This is a genomic window from Micromonospora sp. NPDC051006, from assembly GCF_044456245.1.
In the GTDB taxonomy this organism is placed as follows: domain Bacteria; phylum Actinomycetota; class Actinomycetes; order Mycobacteriales; family Micromonosporaceae; genus Micromonospora.
In genome coordinates this window covers 22,953-44,168 of the sequence record NZ_JBITFP010000037.1, presented here as the reverse complement: position 1 = coordinate 44,168, position 21,216 = coordinate 22,953, and the positions used below count along the sequence as shown (strand labels likewise).

The following is a 21,216-nucleotide window of genomic DNA, read 5'->3' as shown; positions in this document are numbered from 1 at the left end:
TATGTTCCCACGCCGCCCCGGACGCGGTCGGATCACTCCTCCGGCGGCTCGACGAAGAGCGCGGCGAGGCGCGGCAGCCGCCGTCGGGCCTCCTCCTCGTCGTCGAAGTCCCAGAAGTCGTTGAGGTCGGGCGTGGTGACCGGGTCGCGGTCGGCCGGCAGGTCGGTCGCGGTCGCCTTCCGGTAGGCCTCCCAGGGCACCGCCAGCATGTCCTCCGACTGGAACTCCTCGCCGGTGAGCGCGGCGGCACGGATCTGCGGCAGCTCGGCCAGCGAGTCGGGGTCGGCGGTGGCGCGGGCGTAGACCTCCCGGCCCTGGGTCATCAGCCAGCCGCGGAAGTATTCGAAACCGTCGTCGGAGGCGCCCCCGTTGATCAGGTAGGCGGCGCCCCACAGGTCGACCCGGAACGAGGCGGCGAGCACCCGCCGCTGGTGGTGGGCGTAGCCGACGATGTCGGCCGGGTCGCGCTCGGCCAGCAGCGCCACCGCCCGGGCCGCGACCGCGCTGGCCTCACCACCGCCGCCGGCCCGGGCCCGGTCGATCAACTGCCAGAAGTCGTCGGTCCTCATGGCCTGGCAGTCTCGCAGACCGCCCGGCCCGAACCCGGCGGGACGAGCCCGACGCGGGCCCGGAAGTCGTCGGTGTGCACGGCTGCATCCTGCCCGCCGGGTACGACAGCATGGGAGGCGTGCCCGCCGACCCGCCGCCGCCGTACCACGCGACCGCCGTACGGCCGGGCTGGGACGAGTTACCGGCCGGCCTGCGCTCGGCGGTGGCCGCGCGGCTGGGCGGCCCGGTCACCGCCGTCCGGGTCGCCGGGGCCGGTTTCACCCGGGGCTTCGCCGCGGTGCTGACCACGGCCGACGGGGCGTCCGCCTTCGTCAAGGCGGCGACGCCGGCCGACCAGCCCCGGTTGGTCGACTGGTACGCCCGGGAGGCCGCCGTCCTCGCCCGGCTCCCGGCCGGGCTGCCGGTCCCCCGGCTGCGCTGGACCCTCGACGCGGCCGGTTGGTACGCCATCTGCCTGGACGCCGTGGACGGCCGCACCCCGCGGCTGCCCTGGGCGCCGGCGGAGCTCGCCGCCACCCTCGCCGGGTACGCCGAGGTCGCCGCCGCGCTCGCGGACCCGCCGGCCGACCTGCTCGCCCTCGACCCGCCCCGGCTCGCCGACCTGGCCCGTGAGGACATCCTCTGGTGGGGTGAGGTGGCCGCCGGCCGCGAGCCGCCGCCCGCGCTGCCCGATGCACTGGCGGTCCGCCTCCCCGAGCTGGTCGCGCTGGAGTCGCGGTTGCCCGGGTACGCCGCCGCCGGCCCACCGGACGGGTTGATCCACGGCGACCTGCGGCTGGACAACGTGCTGATCGACCGGGCCGGTCGGGCGTGGTTCTGCGACTGGGCCTGGCTGTGCCGTGGCCCGGCCTGGTTCGACCTGGCGGGCCTGCTGATCACCGGTCACGCCAGCGGGCTGGACGTGGACCGGCTCTTCGCCGACCATCCGACCACCGCCGACGCGCCCGCGGACGCGCTGGACGCGACGCTGGCCGCGCTGGCCGGGTACTACCTCACCACCGCGGCCGCGACTCCGCCGACCGCCTCCCCGCAGATCCGCCGGCACAACCGGTGGAGTGGCGAGCAGGCGCTGGCCTGGCTGGCGGCCCGCCGGGGCTGGGCCTGACCGGTCCCGGCGGCTCGGGCATGATGGTCCGGACGATCCGCCCCGGCGACGTCGTCCCGAGCCGTTTTGGCTCGTCCCGGTCCGACCTGGTAACCTGGCTTTTCGCGCGGCGACGACGCATGCTCCGTCACGCGCACAAGCTGACCAACCCGAGCTATCAAGACGAGGCTGTCGCGTGGCGAACATCAAGTCCCAGATCAAGCGCAACCGGCAGAACGAGAAGCGCCGGCTGCGGAACAAGTCGGTCAAGTCGTCGCTGAAGACCGCCATCCGCAAGTTCAACGAGGCCGCCGAGACCGGCGACGTCGAGCAGGCCACCGCCCTCATGCAGGACGCCTCGCGCAAGCTCGACAAGGCGGTCAGCAAGGGTGTGATCCACGCCAACCAGGCCGCGAACCGCAAGTCCGCGATCGCCAAGCGCGTGGTGACGCTCGCCGCCTGACCCGGCGGTACCCATAACTCACCGGAAGCCCTCGGCACCACGCCGAGGGCTTCCGGCTGTCTGTGACCCGGACCGTTGCCGGTCGCGGGTCGTGCCGATGGCGGGTCGGGCCGTGCCGGTCGTGCGCCGAGGGCGGTGCCGGGTCGGTGCGGTGCGGTCAGGACGGCGGGGCGGTGCGGTGCCGGCCGGCTCCGGCGTCGTCGGACCGTGCGGCGGGCTCGGTGGAGACCACGATCCCGGGCACGCTGTGGGTGATCCACTCCACCCGGGCGCGCCCGACGACCGGCTCCATCTGCCGGCGGAACCGGTCCCGCTCCTGCTCGGGTACGAGCGCCGCGGAGCGCACCACCACCGCGGCCACCATGTCGTTGAGCTTGACCATGACCGCGACGGCCGCCGGCAGGACTAGCACGGCCCACCAGCTGACCAGCTCGGCGAGGGCGAGCAGCACGGCCAGCGCGACGGCGCCCTCGAAGAAGAGGAAGCAGAGCACCCCGCCCGGGTTGACGAATCGCAGCCCGAGGGCCCGGGCGTAGAGCGGGCGGTACTGCTCCTCGTCGGCCGGGAGCGTGGCCCAGGTCACCCGGGTCGGTCCGGTCACCGGGCGCCACCCGCGCGGGCCGCCGCCACCGAGAAGACGGCCCGCTCCAGCGCGTACGCCCGGTCGTCGGAGCCGCCCTTGACCGCCGCGTTGCACTCGGCGGCCACCTGCATGGCCTGGACCAGCCCCTCCGGGGTCCAGCCGCGGCCCTGCCGCTGCGCCCGCTCGATCTTCCACGCCGGCATGCCGAGGCTGCTCGCCAGCTGGTAGGGGCTGCCCCGGCCGGCGGAGGCCACCCGGGCCACGGTGCGGACGCCGTCGGCGAGGGCGTCGGCGATCGGCACCGGGTCGACCCCGACGTGCAGGGCCCAGCGCAGGGCCTCCAACGCGGCCGGCACGTCGCCGACCATGGTGGCGTCGGCCACCGTGAAGCCGCTCACCTCCACCCGGCCCCGGTAGTAACGCGAGACCGTGTCCGCGCTGATCCGCCCGTCGGTGTCGGCGATCAGCTGCGAACAGGCGGCGGCCAGCTCGCGCAGGTCGTTGCCGACCGCGGCGATCAACGCCTCGGCGGCGTCCTCGGTGCACTTGCCACCGGCCCGGCGGATCTCGTCGCGGACGAAGGCGACCCGGTCCCGGTGCCCCTTGAGCTTCGCCGCGGGCACCACCGTCGCGCCGGCCGCCTTCAACCCCTCGGCGAACGCCTTGCCCTTGGCCGCGCCGAGGTGCAGCACGATCAGCTGCACCTCCGGGTCGGGGTTCTTCGCGTACGCCAGCAGCGCCGCCACCAGGTCCTTGCGGGCGTCCTGACCGGAGCGCAGCACCAGCACCCGCCGCCCGCCGAACAGCGACGGGCTGAGCATCTCGGCGATCTCCCCCACCGCGAGCGCGCCGGCCTGGTACTCGCGTACGTCCACGTCGGGGTCGACGCTGCGCGCCTTCGCGACGGCTTCGGCCACCGCGCGCGTGGCGAGCAGCTCCTCATCACCGAGGACGAGCAGAATGGGGGCGAGGCTGGCGGGGGTCACGTCGCCCATATTCGCACGCCCCACGGTGGGATCGTGCCTGCTCATCGGCCGCTCGGGCGGCGGAGCCCGCACTCAGTGCAAATCCAGACATTTATTTCAATTCCCCAGATAAACCTACAAATCGTCACTCAGAACGACGTGGACCTGGCCGGTGAGTTTGGCTGCACCACCCGCCGCCGGTGGACCCGGCCGGCGCGCGGTGGGTCGCGCCACCCGCCGCCCGTGGACCGTCCCGGCCGGCCGTCGCCCGCCCGGTCAGGACTGCGTCCCGGGGCGGACGCTCCGCGCCACCACCGCGAGGCCGGAGTCCCCGCGCACGGCCGCCACGTCACCGTCGGTGTCCGTACGCAGCACTCGCGCCCCGCCTCGTGAGAGCCGCGCGAGCAGCGCCGGGTGCGGATGCCCGTACGTGTTACCCGTCCCCACGGGCACCAGCGCGACGGCCGGGCGGACCGCGTCCAGGAAGGCCCCGTCCTGATAGGCCGACCCGTGGTGCGCCACCTTCAACACCTCGGCCCGGAACGCGCTCGGCGGCATCCGGTCCAGCAGAGCCTGCTGCTCCTCGGACTCCGCGTCACCTGGAAGCAGGATCCGCACCCCCGCCACCGTGGCACGCAGCACGAGCGAGTTGTTGTTCGGATCAGACCGGGTGCCCCGCAGCGGGTACGGCGGACCGAGGACGACCAGCGCCACCCCACCGACCCGGTACGTCCAGCCGGCGGGCGCGGTGACCAGCCGGGCCCGCCCACCGGCCGCCGCCGCCCGGACCAGTTCCTGCCCGGTCTCCGGCTCGCTCCACGCCGGAGTGAGCACCTCGCCCACCCGCCGCCCACGGAACACGCCGGCGACCCCGCCCACGTGGTCGGCGTGGAAGTGGCTCACCACCAGCAACGACACCTCACGGATGCCGAGCCGGCGCAGGCAGCCGTCCACCGCGGCCGGCTCCGGCCCGGCGTCGACCACCACCGCCCGCCCGGTCGCGACCGGAAGCACCACCGCGTCGCCCTGCCCGACCGCGCAGACGACCACCACCCAGCCGGAGGGTGGCCAGCCCCGGGCGACCAGCCGGACCGGCAGGGTGCCGAGCACCACCGCGACGGTCACCACCGCCACCAGTCGACGGACCACCGGCCGCCGGGTGGCGACCAGCAGCGCCACGGTCAACGCCGCCAACAGCAGCGCGCCCGGAACCCCGCCCATCCAGGGCAGCGTGCCCGCCGGCAACGCGGCGCCGTGCCGGGCCACCAGCACCAACCAGAACGCCGGCCAGCTCGCCAGCCACGCGACGAACTCCGCGCCGGCCGGCCAGAGCGGTGAGATCATCGCGGCCAGCACCCCGAGCACCGTGGCCGGCGCGATGGCCGGCACCGCGAGCAGGTTGGCCGGCACCGCGACCAGGCTGACCGTGCCGGAGAGCCCGGCGACCACGGGTCCGCAGGCCAACTGGGCGGCCGCGGGCACGGCCAGCGCCTCGGCCAGCCCGGCCGGCACGCCCCGCCGGCGCAGCCCGTCGCGCCACCGCGGGGCAAGCAACAGCAGGCCTCCGGTGGCGAGCACGGAGAGCGCGAAGCCCGGGTCGCCGGCCAGTTCCGGGTCGACCAGCACCAGCGCGGTGACCGCGGCAGCCAGCGCCGGCAGCGCGGCACGGGGGCGGCCGGCGGCCAGCGCGGCGAGCCCGATCGCGCCCATCGTGCCGGCACGCACCACGCTCGGCGAGGGGCGGACCAGGATGACGAAGCCCACCAGGGCCACCGCGCAGAGGCCGGCGGCGAGCCACGGCCCGGCCCGGGACCAGCGGGCCAGCAGGAGCACCGCACCCACGACGATCGCCACGTTGGAGCCGGAGACCGCGTTGAGATGGGTCATGCCGGTGGCCCGGAAGTCCTCCTCGACGGTGGGCAGCAGCCGGCTGGTGTCGCCGACCACCAACCCGGGTAACAGCCCGCCCTGCTCGGCGGGGAGCGGTGCGCAGGCCCGTTGCAGCCCGTCGCGGAGCGATCCGGCGGCGCGCTGCGGCCAGGACGGTGGACCGCGCCGCAGCGGCGGACCGGCGGCGCTGAGCACGGCCGCGGTGAGGTCGCCGCCACGGGGCAGGCCCAGCCGCCCCTCCGCGGCGAGCCGCTGCCCGGGCAGCAGTCCACGCCAGGCCGGGTCGGTGGCCAGCGCGAGCACCCGGACGGACGCGCTGATCCGCTGGCCGTCCGGCCCGACGAGGCCGACCAGCCGGGCGGGCACCAGCAGGGTGGCCGGGCGACCGGGGGCGCCGCGGATCGGTCGCGGATCGTCCCGTACGACCAACTCGGCGGTGACGCTCGCCCGCTGCTCGGCGAGGACACGCACGGCGGGCGCGTCCCGTACGGCCAGCCGGGCGGCAGTGGCCGTGCCGCCGCAGACGACGCCGAGCGCCACCGCGACGGCGATCCACCCGTAGCGCCGGACGACGGCCCGCGGCCGCCCGAGCAGACCCAGCAGGTGCAGCGCACCGACGGCCGCCAGCGCGGCCGCCACCCCGGCCATCAGCAGCGCGCTCGGCGCGTCGAGGTACAGCCCGGCCAGGGCGTTGAGCCAGGCCGCCACCGCCAGCCCGGCCAGCCGCAGGTCCGGCGGGTCGGCCGTCAGCGCCGTGCCGGACGCGGATTCTGCCGGCGTGCTCACACCGTCACCAGTTCCTTGAGCTGCTCGTAGCGGGCGTCGCCGATTCCCTCGACCTGCCGCAGGTCGCCGACCGACCGGAAGCCACCGTGCTGCTCGCGGTGGGTGAGGATGCGCTGGGCGAGCACCGGACCGACCCCGGGCAGCGCGTCGAGCTGCGCCAGGGTCGCGGTGTTGAGGTTGACCGGCCCGCCGGCGCCGGGGGCCGCGCCCGCGCCGGGCGGTGCCGCACCGGGCGCCGGCTGGCCGGCGGCGCCGGGCGGCGCGGGCACCCCGACCACGATCAGCTCGCCGTCGACGACCTTGCGGGCCGGGTTGAGCAGGGCCACGTCGACCCCGGGCAGCGCCCCACCGGCCGCCGCCACGGCGTCGGCGAGCCGGGCACCGGGCGGCAGACGCACCAGCCCGGGACGGCGTACCTTGCCCGCGACGGCCACCACCAGCTCACCGGCCGGGGTGGGCCCCGCCTCGGTGACGTCGGCCGCGACGGGGGCAGCGGCGCTCGCCGGTGACGGGACCGGCTCGGCGCGTGGCCGGGAGCGCCAGGCCCAGAGCCCGGCCCCGAGCACCACCACCACGGCCACGGCCGCCAGGGCACGCACCCCACGCCGCCCCGGATCGAATGCGCCCGGTCCGGGCAGCCGGGGCGCCGCACGCGCCGCCGGCTCACCCGCCGCCGACCGGTCAGCCCCCTCGTCGGGCAAGGCGACCCGCACGCCGGTGACCGCACGGTCCAACGGCGCACCCGACGCCAAACCGTCCGGCAGCGCGGCCGACGCCGCACGGTCCAGCGGCGCGCTGGCGGCCAGGCGGTCCAGCGGAGCATCCGATGCCACACGGCCCAGCGGCGCGCTGGAGGTCGCGAGGTCCACCGGCGCACCAGGGGCCGGGCGGTGCAGCGGCGCGCGGTCCGCCGGGGCGGGGTGGGTCGGGTGCGCCGTGACCGGGTCGGCGAGCGACGATGCGGCTGCCGGTTCCGGCCCGGTCGGCGGTGCGGCCGTCAGGCGCAGCAGGCGTTGCCGTACCACGGTCTCGTCGTCGTGTGACACGGCGTGACGCTACGGCCGCTACCGGCCGGGACGGCCCCGCCCGGCGTCGGCTGTGGACGGTTGAGCGGGCTGTGGAAAACGCCCTGATCACGCCGCTCTGTGCTAGCAGGGTCGGCGGCAGGTCGGCGGCAGGTCGGCGGCAGGTCGGCGGCAGGTCAGCGCGGCAGGTCAGCGCGGCAGGTCAGTGCCCTTCCGGGTCAAGGCCGAGCGCCGCGCGCCCGCCGTCGACCGGCAGGATCACTCCGTTGACGAAGCCCGCCGACGGCGAGAGCAGCCACGCGACGGCGTCCGCCACCTCCTCGACCCGACCGATCCGGCCCACCGGATGCAGCCGGTTCAGCTCGGCGCCAATGCGGGCGGCCTCGGCCGGGCCCTGCCCGGCGAGGAAGTCGGCGTGCCGCTCGGTGCCGATCGAGCCCAGCGCGACCGCGTTGGTCCGGACTCCCTGCGGCCCGTACTCGACGGCGAGGGCCCGGGTCAGCCCTTCGACCGCGGCCTTCGCGGTGGCGTACGGCAGGCAGCCGGGCACCGGCCGGGTGGCCTGGTGGGAGGAGACGTTGACGATCGCCCCGCCGGTGCGGGCGGCGAGGTACCGGCGGACCGCCGTCGCGGCGCCCGCGACGGCCGGCCGCAGGTTGGCCCCGATCAGGTCGAGCACCTCGCCGACCGGCGCGGCGTGCACCGAGGCGTCCCGGAACACCGCCGCGTTGTTGACCCACCCGGTCAGCGGCGCGGCCCGCTCGGCGAGGTCGGCGGCGCGGGCGATGACGTCCTCGTCACCGGCGTCGCCGACCACGCCGATCAGGCGGTCGGCGGCCGGGTGGCCGACAAGCCAGCCGAGCGCCTCGGCGTCGTGCTCGACCACGACCACGGTGCCGCCACCGGCCAGCAGCCGCTGCACGATGGCCCGACCCACTCCCCGGCCTCCGCCGGTCACCACAAAGGACACCGCCGCTGCTCCTCTCCCGGCACACACCGACGGCCGGCCTGCTCAGCCCTGCGGTCTCAAATTTGGGGCAGTTCGACAGCGTCCGTCAGGTCTGGCCGGGGTCGCCGGACGCCGCCGGACGGCGGTGCACCACCACGCAGGCCAGGCCCGGTCCGGCATGCGCGGCGACCACCGCGCCGGCCTCCGACAGGTACGTCTCGCGCACCTGGTCGCCGAGCCGCTCGATCAGCGCGGCGCGCAGCGCCTCGGCCCGCTGCGGCGCGGCGAGGTGGTGCACGCCCAGGTCGACCTCGGCGTCCCCGGCCGCCTCGACGGCCAGGTCGATCAGCCGTGCAACACCCCGACTGGCGGTGCGGACCTTGTCCTTGAGCACGATCGCCCCGTCCGGCATGTGCATGATCGGCTTCACCGACAGCGCGGTGCCGAGCAGCGCCTCGGCCGCGTTGATCCGGCCACCCTTGCGGAGGAACTCCAGGGTGTCCACGTAGAAGTAGATGGTGGTCCGGGCCACGGCGTCGAGCGCGGCCTGGCGTACCCCCGCCAGGTCCGCGCCCCCGGCGGCGGCCTCGGCGGCGGCGAGCACCGGGAAACCCAGGCCCAGGCCGGTGGAGCGGCTGTCGACCACCGCGACCCGCCCGCCCAGCTCGTCGGCGGCCAGCCGGGCCGCCTCGACCGTGCCGGAGAGCTCCGCCGACAGGTGCACCGACAGCACACCCTCCGCGCCGGCGTCGAGCAGCTCGCGGTACGTCTGCGCGAACTGCTCCGGGGCGGGGCGGGAGGTGCTCGCCGAGACCCGCCGGCCGCTGAGCGCCCGGGTCGCGTCGGTGGGGTGGACCTCCACCCCCTCCAGCCCCTCCGCGCCGTTGATCACGACGGTCAGCGGCACCACGGTCAGCCGGTGCGCGTGCACCAGCTCGGGCGGGAGGTAGGCGGTGGAGTCGGTGACGACCGCGACGGGCATGCCCGGCACGCTAGCCGATGCCGACCCCGCCCGACGAGGCCGCGTCAGACCGCGTCGGCGACGGCCGGCGCGACGACCAGACCGACGTTGTGCGACCGCAGGTGCCAGCCCCGTACGTCGTCGTGGCGCAGCTCGGTCCAGTGGCAGTTCTGCAGCGAGCCGACGGTACGCAGCACGCCCGGCTCCCAGCCGAGCAGGTGCCCGACGCCCTGCCGAGCCCCGCCGCCGTGGGTGGCGACCACGACGGTGCCGCCGGGCACGGCGTCGGCGGCCTCGGTGAGCGCCGCGCCGACCCGCTTGCCCAGGTCGTCCAGGGTCTCGATCTCCGCCCCCGGGTCGGGGTCACCGGCCCGCCAGCGGGCGTACTCGGCGGGGAACCGCTCGGCGACCTCGGTGAGGGTGAGCCCCTGCCAGCGCCCGAAGTGACGTTCCCGCAGCCGGGCGTCGCTGCGTACCGGCAGCCCGGTCAGGGCGGCCAGCGCGGCAGCGGTCTCCGCGGCCCGGCTGAGGTCGCTGGCGACCAGGGCGTCCGGACGCAGCCCGGCGAGCAGCGGCGCGGCGGCGCGGGCCTGCTCCCGGCCGAGATCGTTCAGCGGTACGTCGGTCTGGCCCTGGACCCGGTTGGCGGCGTTCCAGTCGGTGTTGCCGTGCCGCCAGATGATCAGGCGGGTCATTCCGCGGCGGAACCGGTGCCGGACTCGGCGTCGACCAGGTCACGGTCGACGAACGGGATCGTCGGGCAGTCCTTCCACAGCCGGTCGAGGGCGTAGAACTCGCGCTCCTCGGTGTGCTGGACGTGCACCACGATGTCGACGTAGTCGAGCAGCACCCACCGACCGCCGCGCTCGCCCTCGCGCCGCACCGGCTTGGCCTTCTCCGGCAGCTCCAGCAGGCGCTCCTCGATGGCGTCGACGATGGCGAGCACCTGACGCTCGTTCGGGGCCGCGGCGAGCAGGAACGCGTCGGTGATGGCGAGCTGGTCGCCTACATCGATGATGACGATGTCCTGCGCCTTCTTGTCGGCGGCGGCCTGGGCCGCGGCGGTCGCCAGCTCGTACGCGCGTTCAGAAACTGTCACCGTTCTCCTTCGATCAACCGTGCGACCCTCCAAGCGTCTCACACGCGGCGGCGTCCCGACTTGTCAGTTCTGGTCGATTACCCGGCCAGACGCCGCATAGCGGGCGTCGTCAGGCCTGATAGAGGCGCCGCTTGGCGATGTACTGCACCACACCGTCGGGCACCAGGTACCAGACCGGCTCGCCCCGGGCGACCCGGTCGCGGCAGTTGGTGGACGAGATGGCCATCGCCGGCACCTGCACCAGACTCACCGTGTCGGCGGGCAGATGCTCGTCGGTGAGCTTGAACCCCGGCCGGGTCACCCCGATGAAGTGGGCCAGTTCGAAGATCTCGTCCAGGTCCTTCCAGGAGAGGATCTTCGACAGCGCATCGGCGCCGGTGATGAAGTAGAGCTGCACCTTCGGCCCGTACTCGTTCTGCAGATCGCGCAGGGTGTCGACGGTGTAGGTGGGGCCGCCGCGGTCGATGTCGACCCGGCTGACCTGGAAGCGGGGGTTGGAGGCGGTGGCGATCACCGTCATCAGGTAGCGGTCCTCGGCCGGGCTGACCGGCTCGTCCGCCTTCTGCCACGGCTGACCGGTGGGGACGAAGACCACCTCGTCGAGACCGAACCGGTCCGCCACCTCGCTTGCTGCCACGAGGTGCCCGTGGTGGATCGGGTCGAAGGTGCCACCCATGATCCCGATCCGCCGGATATCTTCCTCCACCCCGTGATCGTAGGCCGGACGCCGTCGCCGCCGGCTCGGGCCCAGCCCGGCGTGACCTTCCGGACGGGGTGGCCCCGTGGGAAGCTCCGGCCATATACTCGTCCGCAAGTAATCGCTACCGAGCACCGGAGGCCGGTATGCCGAGGCAGCGCAAGGTCGGCAACCTGCTGGCCCTGGCCGTGCTCTCCGCCCTCGCCCAGCGGCCCATGCACCCGTACGAGATCGCCACCACTCTGCGCGCCTGGGGCAAGGACCAGGACATGGAGATCAAGTGGGGCTCCTTCTACACCGTCGTCCGCAACCTGGACCGGCACGGTCTGATCACGGCGGTGGAGAGCGTCCGAGCCGGCCGGCGTCCCGAGCGCACCGTCTACCAGATCAGCGACGCGGGCCGGGCCGAGCTGGTCGACTGGGCGCGCGAGCTGGTGTCGACCCCGGAACCGGAGCACCCCCGCTTCCGCGCCGGGCTCTCCGTGCTCGCCGTGCTGCACCCCGACGAGGCGGCCGAGCTGCTGCGGCAACGCCTGGAGCTGCTGGAGGAGGGGATCCGGGCCGGGCGCGACGCGCTCACCGAGCACCTGCGGCAGATCCCGCGACTGTTCCTGGTCGAGTCGGAGTACGACCTGGCCATCCGGGAGGCCGAGGCGACCTGGATCCGGGCCCTGCTGGCCGAGCTGCGCGCCGGCACCTACCCGGGGCTCGACCAGTGGCGGGCCTTCCACGAGACCGGCGAGCTGCCGCCGGAGCTGACCGATCTCGCCGAGAGGGGCGGCCCCACGCAGTGACGGACGGCCCCGACGCGGTGCGCCAACACCACGCCGGGGCCCTACCTCGGTACCGCACCTGGGAAGGTGCTCCGGCCCGAAGCGGCAACCACGAGGATAGCCGGGCTCCCTCCCAGGTCGGTGCCACCCGCGAGCACCGACGACCAGGGAGAGCACCATGACCACAGTGAGCACGGCCATCGTCATCGGCGGCGGCATCGCCGGCCCGGTGACCGCGCTGGCGCTGCACCGCGCCGGCATCACCGCCACCGTCCACGAGGCGTACCCGAGCAGCGCCGACGGCCTCGGCGGCACCATCGCGCTCGCCCCCAACGGCGTCGCCGCGCTGCGCGCCGTCGGCGCGGAGAGCCCGGTGACCGAGATCGCCACCCCGATCCACCGCACCGCGATGGGCGTCGGCCGTAGACACCTCGAACTGCCGGGGCTGGCCGGCGTACCGCCGCTGCGGGTGGTGCACCGCGCCGATCTGCACCGCGCGCTGCACGACCGGGCCGTCGCCGAGGGCGTGCCGATCGCGTACGGCAAGCGCCTGGTCGACGCGCGGGAGACGGCGGCCGGCGTCACGGCGCGGTTCGCCGACGGCAGCACCGCCACCGCCGACATCCTCGTCGGCGCCGACGGAATCCGCTCGACGGTCCGTACGCTCATCGACCCGGACGCGCCCGGCCCGCGCCCCACCGGGCTGCTCGGCTTCGAGGCGGTGGCCCGGCACGAGGTGGACGCCGAGCCTGGCACCATGACCTTCGCCTTCGGCCGGCGCGGCTACTACCTCTACTGGCCGGAGCCGGGCGGCGGCACCCGGTGGGGGGTGAACCTGCCGCAGGAGCGGCCGATGACCCTCGCTGAGGCCCGCGCGGTGCCGGCCGCCGAGTGGCTGCGGGCCCTGCGCGCCGCCTACGGCGACGACGACCCCGGCCGGCAGCTGATGCTGACCAGCGACGCCGACGACCTGCAGGTGGTGGGCTCCCTGCTGATCATGCCGCCGGTGCCGCGCTGGCACCGTGGCCGGATGGTGCTGGTCGGCGACTCGGCGCACGCGCCGTCGAACAGCTCCGGGCAGGGCGCGTCGCTGGCCATCGAGAGCGCCGTGCAGCTCGCCCGCTGCCTGCGCGACCTGCCCGACGTCGGCGCGGCGTTCGCCGCTTACGAGCGGCTGCGGCGCGGCCGGGTGGAGAAGGTCGCCGCCCGGGCGGCCCGGATCAACCGGGCCAAGGCGCCCGGCGCGCTGGCCCGGACGCTGATGCCGCTGCTCATGCCGCTGCTGATGAAGACCGCGATGGACCCGGAGCGGACGGTGGGTCACGAGCAGCGCTACGTCATCGACTGGGACGCCCCGGTGACCTCCGACCCGGCGGTGCGCTGACCCGTCACTGGGCCGCCGGCGCGCGCCGCCTTTTCGCGCGCGCCGGCGGTCGGGTCAGGCCGCGGCGGCGGCGACCGCGGTGCGGGCGATGAGCGCCCGCCGCAGGTCGTCGTCGGCGTCGGTGACCACCCGGCGCAGGCCGGGCGTCAGGTCGTCGCGGGCCAGCAGCGCCACGGCCGCCTCCCGGGTCGGCTGCGCCACGGCGTAGCGGGGAAAGGCCAGGCTGGCCACCCGGTCGGCGGTCCACGGGGTACGCAGCCGCGCCACGGCGGGCATCTCGGCGAAGTACCGCTCGACGTACGCCGCGGTCAGCTCGGCCTGCTCGGGCTGCCAGAAGCCCTCCGCGGTCGCCTCGACCAGCCGGTTGGAGAGCTCGGTGTTGCTGACGATGATCTCCCAGGCCGCCTGCTTCGCCGCCGCGTCGGGCAGTGCCGCGCGGCAGCGGGCGGCCCGCTCGGCACCGGCCGCGCTCGGGTCCGCCGCCTCCTCGGCGGCGATCTCGGCCTCACCGGCGGCGCCGAGCACCACCAGCCGGCGCAGCACCGCCCAGCGCAGCTCGGCGTCGACGGCCAGCCCGGCGGGCACCGCGCGGCCGGCCAGCCAACCGGTCAGCAGGTCGGCGTCGATGGTGGCCGCGATCAGTCCTCGGGCCGCGGCGAGCTGCAACGACCCGCCGGGGGCGGCGTCGGCGAGCAGGCGGGCGCAGGCGTCGCTGATCCGGGCCAGCGCCGCTTCCCGGGCGGCCGGATCGAGGTAGCGGTCGACCAGCGACCGGCTCAGCGTGAGCACGTCCTCGGTGATGATCACCTCCGTCTCCGCGGGGAGAGCGGCGGCGATCAGCGCGACCACCCCGGCGACCGGACGCTCGCCGTCCGTGGCCGCGTCCAGCGCCTCACTCCAGAGCAGCGCCCGGGCCAGCGGATCTGCCAGGCCGGGGAGCACCAGCGGTACGGCGTCGGCCGAGGCCTGATCGAGGCGCACCTTGGCGAAGGTCAGGTCACCGTCGTTGGGCAGCAGCAGCCGGGCGGCCGGCGCGCCGGTCAGCTCGTGGAGAACCGTTCGGCCGCCGTCGGCGCCCGGGTCGAGATCGACCTCGAACCGGTCGCGCGTGCCGTCGACGGCGTAGCGGCCCACGCCGATCCGGTGCGGGCGCAGCACCGGATGCGACTCGGGAGCGGTCTGCACCACGGCCACCTCGCTGTAGCGGCCGTCGGCGTCGACCGTGACCTCGGCGCGCAACGTGTTGACCTGCGCCCGGCGCAGCCAGCGCTCTGCCCAGTCGGAGAGGTCCCGGCCGCTGGCGGTGGAGAGGCTGGCCAGCAGGTCGTCGAGGGTGGCGTTGCCGAAGCGGTGGGCCGCGAAGTGCGCGTTGAGGCCGGCGAGGAATGCCTCGTCGCCGAGCCAGGCGACCAGCTGCCGCAGCACGCTCGCGCCCTTGGCGTAGGAGATGCCGTCGAAGTTGAGCAGGCCCTGGGCGGCGTCGGCCACCTCCTGCGGAGCGACCGGGTGGGTGGAGGGGCGCTGGTCGGCGGCGTAGCCCCACGCTTTGCGGCGCATGGCGAAGGTCGTCCAGGCCTGGTCGAACCGGGTCGCGTCGGCGGTCACCCGGGTGCCCAGGTACTCGGCGAACGACTCGTTCAGCCACAGGTCGTCCCACCAGCGCATGGTGACCAGGTCGCCGAACCACATGTGCGCCATCTCGTGGGCGATGGTGGTGGCCCGCAGCTCCCGCTGGCTGTCGGTCACCGCCGAACGGAACACGTAGTCGTCGCGGAACGTCACGAGACCCGGGTTCTCCATCGCGCCGGCGTTGAACTCCGGCACGAACGCCTGGTCGTACTTGCCAAACGGGTAGCGCTCGGTGAAGAGCTGGTGGAACCGGTCCAGGCACTGTCTGCTGACGGTGAAGATCTCCTCGGCGTCGGCGTCCAGGTGCTCGGCGAGCGAGCGGCGGCAGTAGATGCCCAGTGGGATCCCGTCGTGCTCGTCGCGGCGTACGTGGTAGGGCCCGGCGATCAGCGAGAAGAAGTAGGTGGCCAGCGGCGCGGTCGGGGCGAACTCCCAGCGGCCGGGCGACGGGCTGGCGGCCACCTCGGCGTTGCTGGCGACCGTCCACTCCGGCGGGGCGGTGACCGCGAGGGTGACCGACGCCTTGAGGTCGGGTTGGTCGAAGGCGGCGAAGATGCGCTGCACGTCGTCGAGGAAGGACATCGCGTAGAGGTAGGTCTCGTCGTCGGCCGGGTCGACGAAGCGGTGCAATCCCTCGCCGGTGTTGGAGTAGGCCATCTCGGCCTCGACGACGAGCGTGTTCTCGGCGCGCAGGCCGGTCAGCGGCAGCCGGTTGTCGTCGAGCGCGTCGGGGTCGAGGTCGGCCCCGTTGAGCCGTACGGCCAGCAGCTTGGCGGGTTTGACCTCGGCGAAGGTCGCGGTGCCGGGGGTGGCCCGGAACCGGATCGTGACGTGCGAGTGGAACCGCTCGCCACCGCCGGTCAGGTCGAGGTCCACCTGATAGGACTCGACGGTGATCGACGCGCCACGCGCGGTCGCCTCTACACGGGTCAGGCTCGGCATCCGCTTATCCTGCCCGATGGGGATCCGGAGACGTTCCCCCCGCGACGCGTGGCACTGGAGGAAACACCATGTCTGTGCACCCCAAGGGCGACTTCGACCTGTCCCGGGCGATCTGGCAGCGGGCCGACGGCGACACTTCCGAGAGCGCCGTGGAGGTCGCCTTCGTCGACGACCTGATCGGCATGCGCAACTCGGCCGAGCCGGACGGGCCGGTGCTGGTCTTCACCCAGGCCGAGTGGGACGCCTTCGTCGCGGGCGCCCAGGACGGCGAGTTCGACCTGGACTGAGCCGGCCGGCGTCACGAGTCGCCGTCGCCCCAGCCCAGGCCGCCCGGACCGGGGGCGTGGTGGAAGCCGGGGTGGCCGGCGACGTCGGCGCAGCGCTCCCTGTCGGGGCCGACAGCGCCGCAGAAGAGCCGCTCGGCCCGGTGCCAGGCGTCGGCGGGTGACAGGGCGGCCGCGCCGAGCGCCAGCTCGGGGCGCAGCAGGCTCAGCGCCTCGGCGTAGGCGACCGCCAGCTCCCGGGCGTCCACCGGGCCGGGCGCCGTGAAGCCCAGGTGCACGGTGAAGTGACGCGGCGGTCGGGTGGACCGCCGAGGCGGCGCGATCAGCGGGGCGTCCGCCCCGCCCGGCCCGACGCCGAGCGCACCGACCGCCCCCCGCTTCCGCCAGTACGGCGAACCGTTGCCCCGCATTCGTCCCTCCCCGTGATCGGTGGTGCCGTGCCGCCCCGCCGCGCCGACCCTCCGGCCGTCTGCCCGCGCGGGGCCGCTGCACGCAGACAACCAGGTTTGCGGGCTCCTGGGAGGGGCCAGCGGACGCTCCGGTCCGCTGGCCCCTCCCCCGCCGGCCCGCTCGGCGTTGGCCCGGGCGGCCCGGCGGCGGGGTTCAGGGGCCCTGACCTGGGTAGTCCGGCGTCAGGAAGATCCGGCGGCGACGGCCGTCACCCGCCTCAGGAGGCCCGATGGCGACGATCCCGGCCGACCGCAGCCCGGAGAGCACCCTCGCCCTGCTCCGCGACGGCTACCGGTTCATCGGCGCGCGCTGCGACCGGTACGACAGCGACATCTTCCAGACCCGGCTGCTGCTGAGACGGACCATCTGCCTGCGCGGCCGGCCGGCCGCTGAACTCTTCTACGACCCCGAGCGCTTCCAGCGGGCCGGCGCGACGCCGCTGCGGGTGCAGCGGACGCTCATCGGACGCGGCGGGGTGCAGGGCCTGGACGGCGCGGCACACCGGGACCGCAAGACGATGCTGATGGCGCTGATGACGCCGACCGCCGTGCGGCACCTGGCCCAGCTCTTCGACGACGAGTGGCGGGCCCGGGTCCCGGCCTGGGAGGGGGCCGGACCGGTGGTGCTCTACCGGGAGCTTGGGCGGATGCTCACCCGGGCGGTCTGCGCCTGGGCCGGAGTGCCGCTGGCCGAGGGGCAGGTCGTTCGCCGCACCGACGACCTGCACGCGATGATCGGCAGCGGGGCGGCCATCGGGCCGACGCACTGGCGGGGGCTGCTGGCCCGCCGCCGCGGCGAACGATGGCTGGCGGACCTCGTCGACCGGGTCCGGGCCGGCGCGCTGCCGGCGCCGGCCGGCACCGCGCTGCGGGTCATCGCCGAGCACCACGACACCCACGGCCGGCCGTTGCCGCGCCGGATCGCCGCCGTCGAGCTGCTCAACGTGCTGCGGCCGACCGTCGCGGTCGACCGGTTCATCGTCTTCGCGGCGCTCGCCCTGCACGACCATCCGGCGTGGCGACAGCGGGTCCGCGACGACGACGAGGCCACCGGTTGGTTCGTCCAGGAGGTCCGGCGCTCCTACCCGTTCTTTCCGGTCGCCGCGGCCCGGGTGCGGCGCTCCTTCGACTGGCAGGGCTACCACTTCCCCCACCGACGGCGGGTACTGCTCGATCTCTACGGCACCAATCACCACCCGGCGCTGTGGCCGGAGCCGGAGCTGTTCCGGCCGGAACGGCACGCCGGAGGCCGGCCTGATCCGTTCGGGCTGATCCCGCAGGGCGGCGGGGAGCACACCACGGGGCACCGCTGCGCCGGCGAGTGGATCACCATCGAGCTGATGAAGCGGGCGGTGACCAACCTGACCAGCTGCATGCGCTACGACGTGCCGCCGCAGAACCTGGCCGTGAGCCTGCGCCGGTTGCCGACGCTGCCGCCCAGCGGTTTCGTGATCACGAACGTGCGGCGCACGGCCTGACCGGCGGGCCGGACCACGGCCCGGCCCCGCCGGTCAGGCGCCGGGGTGCAGCACCGTACGCAGGCAGCCGTCCTGCTTCTTCTCGAACAGCTCGTACCCGCGTACCCCCTGCTCCAGCGGCAGCGGGTGGGTGGCCAGGTAGCCGGGATCGATCTCGCCGGTGGCGACCCGGTCCAGCAGCATCGGGATGTAGCGCTGGGCGTGCATCTGCCCCATCCGCAGCACCAGCGCCTTGTTCATCGCCGCGCCGAGCGGGAACTTGTCGACCAGACCCGCGTAGACGCCGACGATGCTCACCGTGCCGCCCTTGCGACAGGCCATGATCGCCTGCCGGACCGAGACCAACCGGTCGGTCTCCAACCGGGCCGCCTGCTTGACCCGGTCGTACGCGTAGCTCGGGCCGACGTCGTGCGACTCCATCCCGACCGCCTCGATGCAGGCATCCGGACCCCGCCCGGCGGTCATCTCGCGGAGCGCCTCCAGGACGTCGGTCTCGGCGTAGTTGATCGTCTCCACACCGAGCCGCCCGGCGGCGGTGGCCAGCCGCTCCGGCAGCCGGTCGATGACGATGACCCGCTCGGCGCCGAGGATCTGCGCGCTGCGGGCCGCCATCTGGCCGACCCCGCCGGCGCCCCAGACGGCCACCACCTCGCCGCCCTTCAGGGCGCAGAAGTCGGCCGCCATCCAGCCGGTGGGCAGCGCGTCGGAGGTGAACACCACGGCGTCGTCGCGCACCCCCTCGGGAACGGCGAACGCGCCGATGTCGCCGAAGGGGACCCGGATGTACTCGGCGTGGCTGCCGGCGTAGCCACCGGCCGCGTGCGAGTAGCCGAGGATGCCGGCCGGCGCGTGACCCCAGAGCTTCTCGGTGAAGACCGGCTGCGGATTGGAGTTGTCGCAGAGCGAGTACTGCTCGGTGCGGCAGTACCAGCAGGCGCCGCAGGCCACCACCGAGCCGACCACGACCCGGTCGCCGACCCGCAGACGCCGCACCCCGGGGCCGGTCTCCACCACCTCGCCCATGAACTCGTGGCCGAGGATGTCGCCCTCGCGCATCGCCGGCAGGTAGCCGTTGATCAGGTGCAGGTCCGAGCCGCAGACGCTGCTCGCGCTCACCCGGACGATGATGTCGCCGTCGGCCCGGAGCCGGGGCTCGGGCACATCGCGTACCGCCAGCTTCCCGACGCCTTCCCAGCACAGCGCCCTCATGCCCGTCCTCCCGTGCTCAACTTCTCCCGGACCCGGTCGGTCGCCCGCTCCTGTCGCGGGCTGCGACCGGACGGGTCGTGCCGGGTGTCGATGATCTGGCCGCACTCGATCAGTGACTTCACCCGGCGCAGGGTGTCCCGCAGGGCCAGGTCCGGCTCGTTCCCGGCGGCCAGGCCGAACGCCCGGCGCAGCGGGTTGGCCCGGTAGCGCAGTTCGGCCCGGATCTCGGTGCCCCGGCCCTGCGGGGCGTCGACCAGTTCGACCCGCCCCTGCTGCGGGACCGGCCCGTCGGTGACCCGCCAGCGCAGCACGCCCGGCCCGTCGACGGTGATCTCGGCCCGCCAGCCGCCGTTCCCGTCGGCCGGATCGATCGACTCGCACCGCCAGCGGTCGCCGTCGAGCTGCTCCAGGCTCGCCCACTCGGCCAGCGCCCGGTCCAGCCGCTCCCGGTCGGTCCAGAACCCGATCACCGCGTCCCGGGGCCGGTCCACGGTGACCCCTCGACGCACCACGTACCAGCCGTCCCGTCGCTCCGGTTGCCGGCGGCGCCGCCGCCGGGCCACCACCCGGCCCACCCCGGCGGCGGCCAGTGTGCCGGCGCCGAGCAGGGCCCACCTCGTCGCGTTGCTGGTCATCACGTCTCCTCCGTCCGGGCTGCTGCGGGCCTGACGCCCGTACCGGCAGCGCTACCCCGCACCCGCCGCTCGAAACAACGATCCGGACGCACTCCGCCCCGTGATCGGGCGCTTCCCCACCCGACCCCGGCGGGACCTTGGTCCGGAGCGGGGTCGGGCGGTTCGCTACCCGATCACGGGGCGGGTCCGCGCTGACCGGATCGGTCAGGAGTTCACCGGCCGGCGGCCTGCTGCGCCTGGCCCTTGACGTCCTGCGCGGCCGAGCGGGTGTCGTCCTTGACCGCGTGCACCGCGTCCCGCGCGGTCGCCTGCACCGACTGGGTGGCCTGCTGCGCCGGCTCACGCAGCTCGTCCCGGAGTTCGCCGGCGACCTCGGTCAGCTTCTCCTTCACCGCGCCGCTGTGCTCGCCGGCCTTCTCCTTGATCTGCGTCGCCACCTGCTGCTCGCGGCGGGTCGCCGGGATCAGCGAGGAGGCCAGCCAGCCGACGCCGAACGCGATCAGGCCGGCGGCGAGCGGGTTGCCCTCCGACTTCTGCCGGATGACCTGCGGCGCGCGCTGCGCGGCATCGCCGACCGTGGACGCCGCCGAGTGCGCGGCGTCGCCGACCGTCGAGGCCGCCGAGTGCGCGGCGTCGCTGACGCTGGACGCCGCCGACGAGGCGCGGTCGCCCACCGAGTGGGCGGCGTGGCCGGTGCCGTGGCCGAGGTCCGACGCGGTTCCCATGACCTTGTCCCTCACATTCTGCAGCGCGGTACGGGCCCGCTGCTTACGGTCGTCGACGATGCGGCTCGGGCTGACCTTGTACGCCAACGCGTCCACATCGGAGCTGAGGCTGTTTCGGGTGGCTTCGATCTCCCGGCGGATCTGGTCGGGATCGGTGCTCATCGGGTGACTCCCTCCGGGTGGGGCTTGAGCGCGTCGGGGATCCGCTGCACGCTGTCGTTGGTCTGCTTGAGGCCGCGTACGCGCTGCGCGTTCTTCTTGGCCATGGAGTAGAGGACCGCGGCGATCGCGGCCCAGATGACGGCCACGATCAGCCCCGCCCAGCCGGCGTCCATCACGTTGGACAGCCCGGCCCAGAGGGCCAGCGAAAGGAAGAGGGCCACCATGTAGCCGCCGAAGCCGGCGCCGCCGAAGAGACCGGCGGCCTTGCCCGCCTTCCGCCCCTCCTGGCGGATCTCGGCCTTCGCCAGCTCCACCTCCTGCCGCATCAGGGTGGACAGGTCGCTGGTGACCTGGCGCATCAGCTCACCGATGGAACTTCCCTTGACCTCCGCCGCGGTGTGCGGGGCGCCCGTGGCGGGCCCGGAGTCCAGTCCGGATCCCTGCGTCGGCATGCTCATGCCGCCGCCTCCCTTC

General features: G+C 74.8%; 22 protein-coding genes. 6 read left to right on the top strand and 16 right to left on the bottom strand.

What is annotated here, in order from left to right:
* Window positions 1–32 precede the first annotated feature (32 nt).
* Window positions 33–569, bottom strand: a complete 537-nt coding sequence (locus tag ACIBBA_RS32510; protein WP_357049280.1) for a DUF4240 domain-containing protein — start codon at window positions 567–569, stop codon at window positions 33–35.
* A 119-nt stretch (window positions 570–688) separates the two neighbouring features.
* Here ACIBBA_RS32510 and ACIBBA_RS32505 point away from each other — a divergent pair, with 119 nt between their 5' ends.
* Window positions 689–1,675: a phosphotransferase family protein gene (locus ACIBBA_RS32505; protein WP_396702571.1), complete on the top strand. Its 987-nt coding sequence runs from the start codon at window positions 689–691 to the stop codon at window positions 1,673–1,675.
* Window positions 1,676–1,850: 175 nt separating this feature from the next.
* The gene (gene rpsT / locus ACIBBA_RS32500; protein ID WP_350873984.1) at window positions 1,851–2,117 is read left to right on the top strand and encodes a 30S ribosomal protein S20; all 267 of its coding nucleotides are present in this window, start codon (window positions 1,851–1,853) and stop codon (window positions 2,115–2,117) included.
* Window positions 2,118–2,274: 157 nt separating this feature from the next.
* Here rpsT and ACIBBA_RS32495 read toward each other — a convergent pair whose 3' ends face one another.
* The 9 genes from ACIBBA_RS32495 to nadD all read right to left on the bottom strand — a co-directional run bounded on the left by ACIBBA_RS32495 (window position 2,275) and on the right by nadD (window position 11,081).
* Entirely contained in the window at window positions 2,275–2,718 is a 444-nt protein-coding gene (locus tag ACIBBA_RS32495; protein WP_396702569.1) for a hypothetical protein, read from the bottom strand.
* Window positions 2,715–3,695 (bottom strand): DNA polymerase III subunit delta, encoded by a 981-nt coding sequence (holA, locus tag ACIBBA_RS32490; protein ID WP_396702585.1) that lies wholly within the window; start codon window positions 3,693–3,695, stop codon window positions 2,715–2,717. Before holA ends, ACIBBA_RS32495 begins: the two co-directional genes overlap by 4 nt.
* Before the next feature lie 246 nt (window positions 3,696–3,941).
* Window positions 3,942–6,341 carry a ComEC/Rec2 family competence protein gene (locus tag ACIBBA_RS32485; protein ID WP_396702567.1) on the bottom strand — a complete coding sequence of 800 codons (2,400 nt, stop codon included), beginning with the start codon at window positions 6,339–6,341 and terminating at the stop codon, window positions 3,942–3,944.
* Window positions 6,338–7,156, bottom strand: coding sequence for a ComEA family DNA-binding protein (locus ACIBBA_RS32480; RefSeq protein WP_396702583.1), 819 nt, complete (start codon window positions 7,154–7,156; stop codon window positions 6,338–6,340). Before ACIBBA_RS32480 ends, ACIBBA_RS32485 begins: the two co-directional genes overlap by 4 nt.
* Window positions 7,157–7,568: 412 nt before the next feature.
* Window positions 7,569–8,336, bottom strand: coding sequence for an SDR family NAD(P)-dependent oxidoreductase (locus ACIBBA_RS32475; protein WP_396702565.1), 768 nt, complete (start codon window positions 8,334–8,336; stop codon window positions 7,569–7,571).
* Window positions 8,337–8,421: 85 nt separating this feature from the next.
* On the bottom strand, window positions 8,422–9,297 hold the full coding sequence (locus tag ACIBBA_RS32470) for a DegV family protein (RefSeq protein ID WP_396702563.1): 876 nt from the start codon (window positions 9,295–9,297) through the stop codon (window positions 8,422–8,424).
* Between the two features lie 44 nt (window positions 9,298–9,341).
* Window positions 9,342–9,971 (bottom strand): histidine phosphatase family protein, encoded by a 630-nt coding sequence (locus ACIBBA_RS32465; protein ID WP_396702561.1) that lies wholly within the window; start codon window positions 9,969–9,971, stop codon window positions 9,342–9,344.
* Window positions 9,968–10,375: a ribosome silencing factor gene (gene rsfS, locus ACIBBA_RS32460; protein ID WP_350873975.1), complete on the bottom strand. Its 408-nt coding sequence runs from the start codon at window positions 10,373–10,375 to the stop codon at window positions 9,968–9,970. Before rsfS ends, ACIBBA_RS32465 begins: the two co-directional genes overlap by 4 nt.
* A gap of 109 nt (window positions 10,376–10,484) precedes the next feature.
* Window positions 10,485–11,081, bottom strand: coding sequence for a nicotinate-nucleotide adenylyltransferase (nadD, locus tag ACIBBA_RS32455; RefSeq protein ID WP_350873974.1), 597 nt, complete (start codon window positions 11,079–11,081; stop codon window positions 10,485–10,487).
* A gap of 137 nt (window positions 11,082–11,218) precedes the next feature.
* Here nadD and ACIBBA_RS32450 point away from each other — a divergent pair, with 137 nt between their 5' ends.
* Entirely contained in the window at window positions 11,219–11,866 is a 648-nt protein-coding gene (locus ACIBBA_RS32450) for a PadR family transcriptional regulator (protein ID WP_396702558.1), read from the top strand.
* A 157-nt stretch (window positions 11,867–12,023) separates the two neighbouring features.
* Window positions 12,024–13,229 (top strand): FAD-dependent oxidoreductase, encoded by a 1,206-nt coding sequence (locus tag ACIBBA_RS32445; protein ID WP_396702556.1) that lies wholly within the window; start codon window positions 12,024–12,026, stop codon window positions 13,227–13,229.
* A 54-nt stretch (window positions 13,230–13,283) separates the two neighbouring features.
* Here ACIBBA_RS32445 and pepN read toward each other — a convergent pair whose 3' ends face one another.
* Window positions 13,284–15,800 carry an aminopeptidase N gene (gene pepN, locus ACIBBA_RS32440; protein WP_396702554.1) on the bottom strand — a complete coding sequence of 839 codons (2,517 nt, stop codon included), beginning with the start codon at window positions 15,798–15,800 and terminating at the stop codon, window positions 13,284–13,286.
* A 68-nt stretch (window positions 15,801–15,868) separates the two neighbouring features.
* Between pepN and ACIBBA_RS32435 the strand changes: the two genes are divergently transcribed.
* Window positions 15,869–16,087 carry a DUF397 domain-containing protein gene (locus ACIBBA_RS32435; protein ID WP_396702552.1) on the top strand — a complete coding sequence of 73 codons (219 nt, stop codon included), beginning with the start codon at window positions 15,869–15,871 and terminating at the stop codon, window positions 16,085–16,087.
* Between the two features lie 11 nt (window positions 16,088–16,098).
* On the opposite strand, the gene ACIBBA_RS32430 is transcribed toward ACIBBA_RS32435, so the two are convergent.
* Window positions 16,099–16,494: a hypothetical protein gene (locus ACIBBA_RS32430; protein WP_396702550.1), complete on the bottom strand. Its 396-nt coding sequence runs from the start codon at window positions 16,492–16,494 to the stop codon at window positions 16,099–16,101.
* Between the two features lie 269 nt (window positions 16,495–16,763).
* Here ACIBBA_RS32430 and ACIBBA_RS32425 point away from each other — a divergent pair, with 269 nt between their 5' ends.
* Window positions 16,764–18,011: a cytochrome P450 gene (locus ACIBBA_RS32425; RefSeq protein WP_396702548.1), complete on the top strand. Its 1,248-nt coding sequence runs from the start codon at window positions 16,764–16,766 to the stop codon at window positions 18,009–18,011.
* Window positions 18,012–18,044: 33 nt separating this feature from the next.
* Here ACIBBA_RS32425 and ACIBBA_RS32420 read toward each other — a convergent pair whose 3' ends face one another.
* The 4 genes from ACIBBA_RS32420 to ACIBBA_RS32405 form a co-directional block, all read right to left on the bottom strand.
* Window positions 18,045–19,220, bottom strand: a complete 1,176-nt coding sequence (locus tag ACIBBA_RS32420; protein WP_396702546.1) for a zinc-dependent alcohol dehydrogenase — start codon at window positions 19,218–19,220, stop codon at window positions 18,045–18,047.
* Complete coding sequence (locus tag ACIBBA_RS32415; protein ID WP_396702544.1) at window positions 19,217–19,855, bottom strand: cyclase; 639 nt, start codon at window positions 19,853–19,855, stop codon at window positions 19,217–19,219. The genes ACIBBA_RS32420 and ACIBBA_RS32415 overlap by 4 nt, the downstream gene beginning before the upstream one ends.
* A 212-nt stretch (window positions 19,856–20,067) precedes the next feature.
* Window positions 20,068–20,742, bottom strand: coding sequence for a DUF3618 domain-containing protein (locus ACIBBA_RS32410; RefSeq protein WP_396702542.1), 675 nt, complete (start codon window positions 20,740–20,742; stop codon window positions 20,068–20,070).
* Entirely contained in the window at window positions 20,739–21,200 is a 462-nt protein-coding gene (locus ACIBBA_RS32405; RefSeq protein ID WP_396702540.1) for a phage holin family protein, read from the bottom strand. The genes ACIBBA_RS32410 and ACIBBA_RS32405 overlap by 4 nt, the downstream gene beginning before the upstream one ends.
* Window positions 21,201–21,216 lie beyond the last annotated feature (16 nt).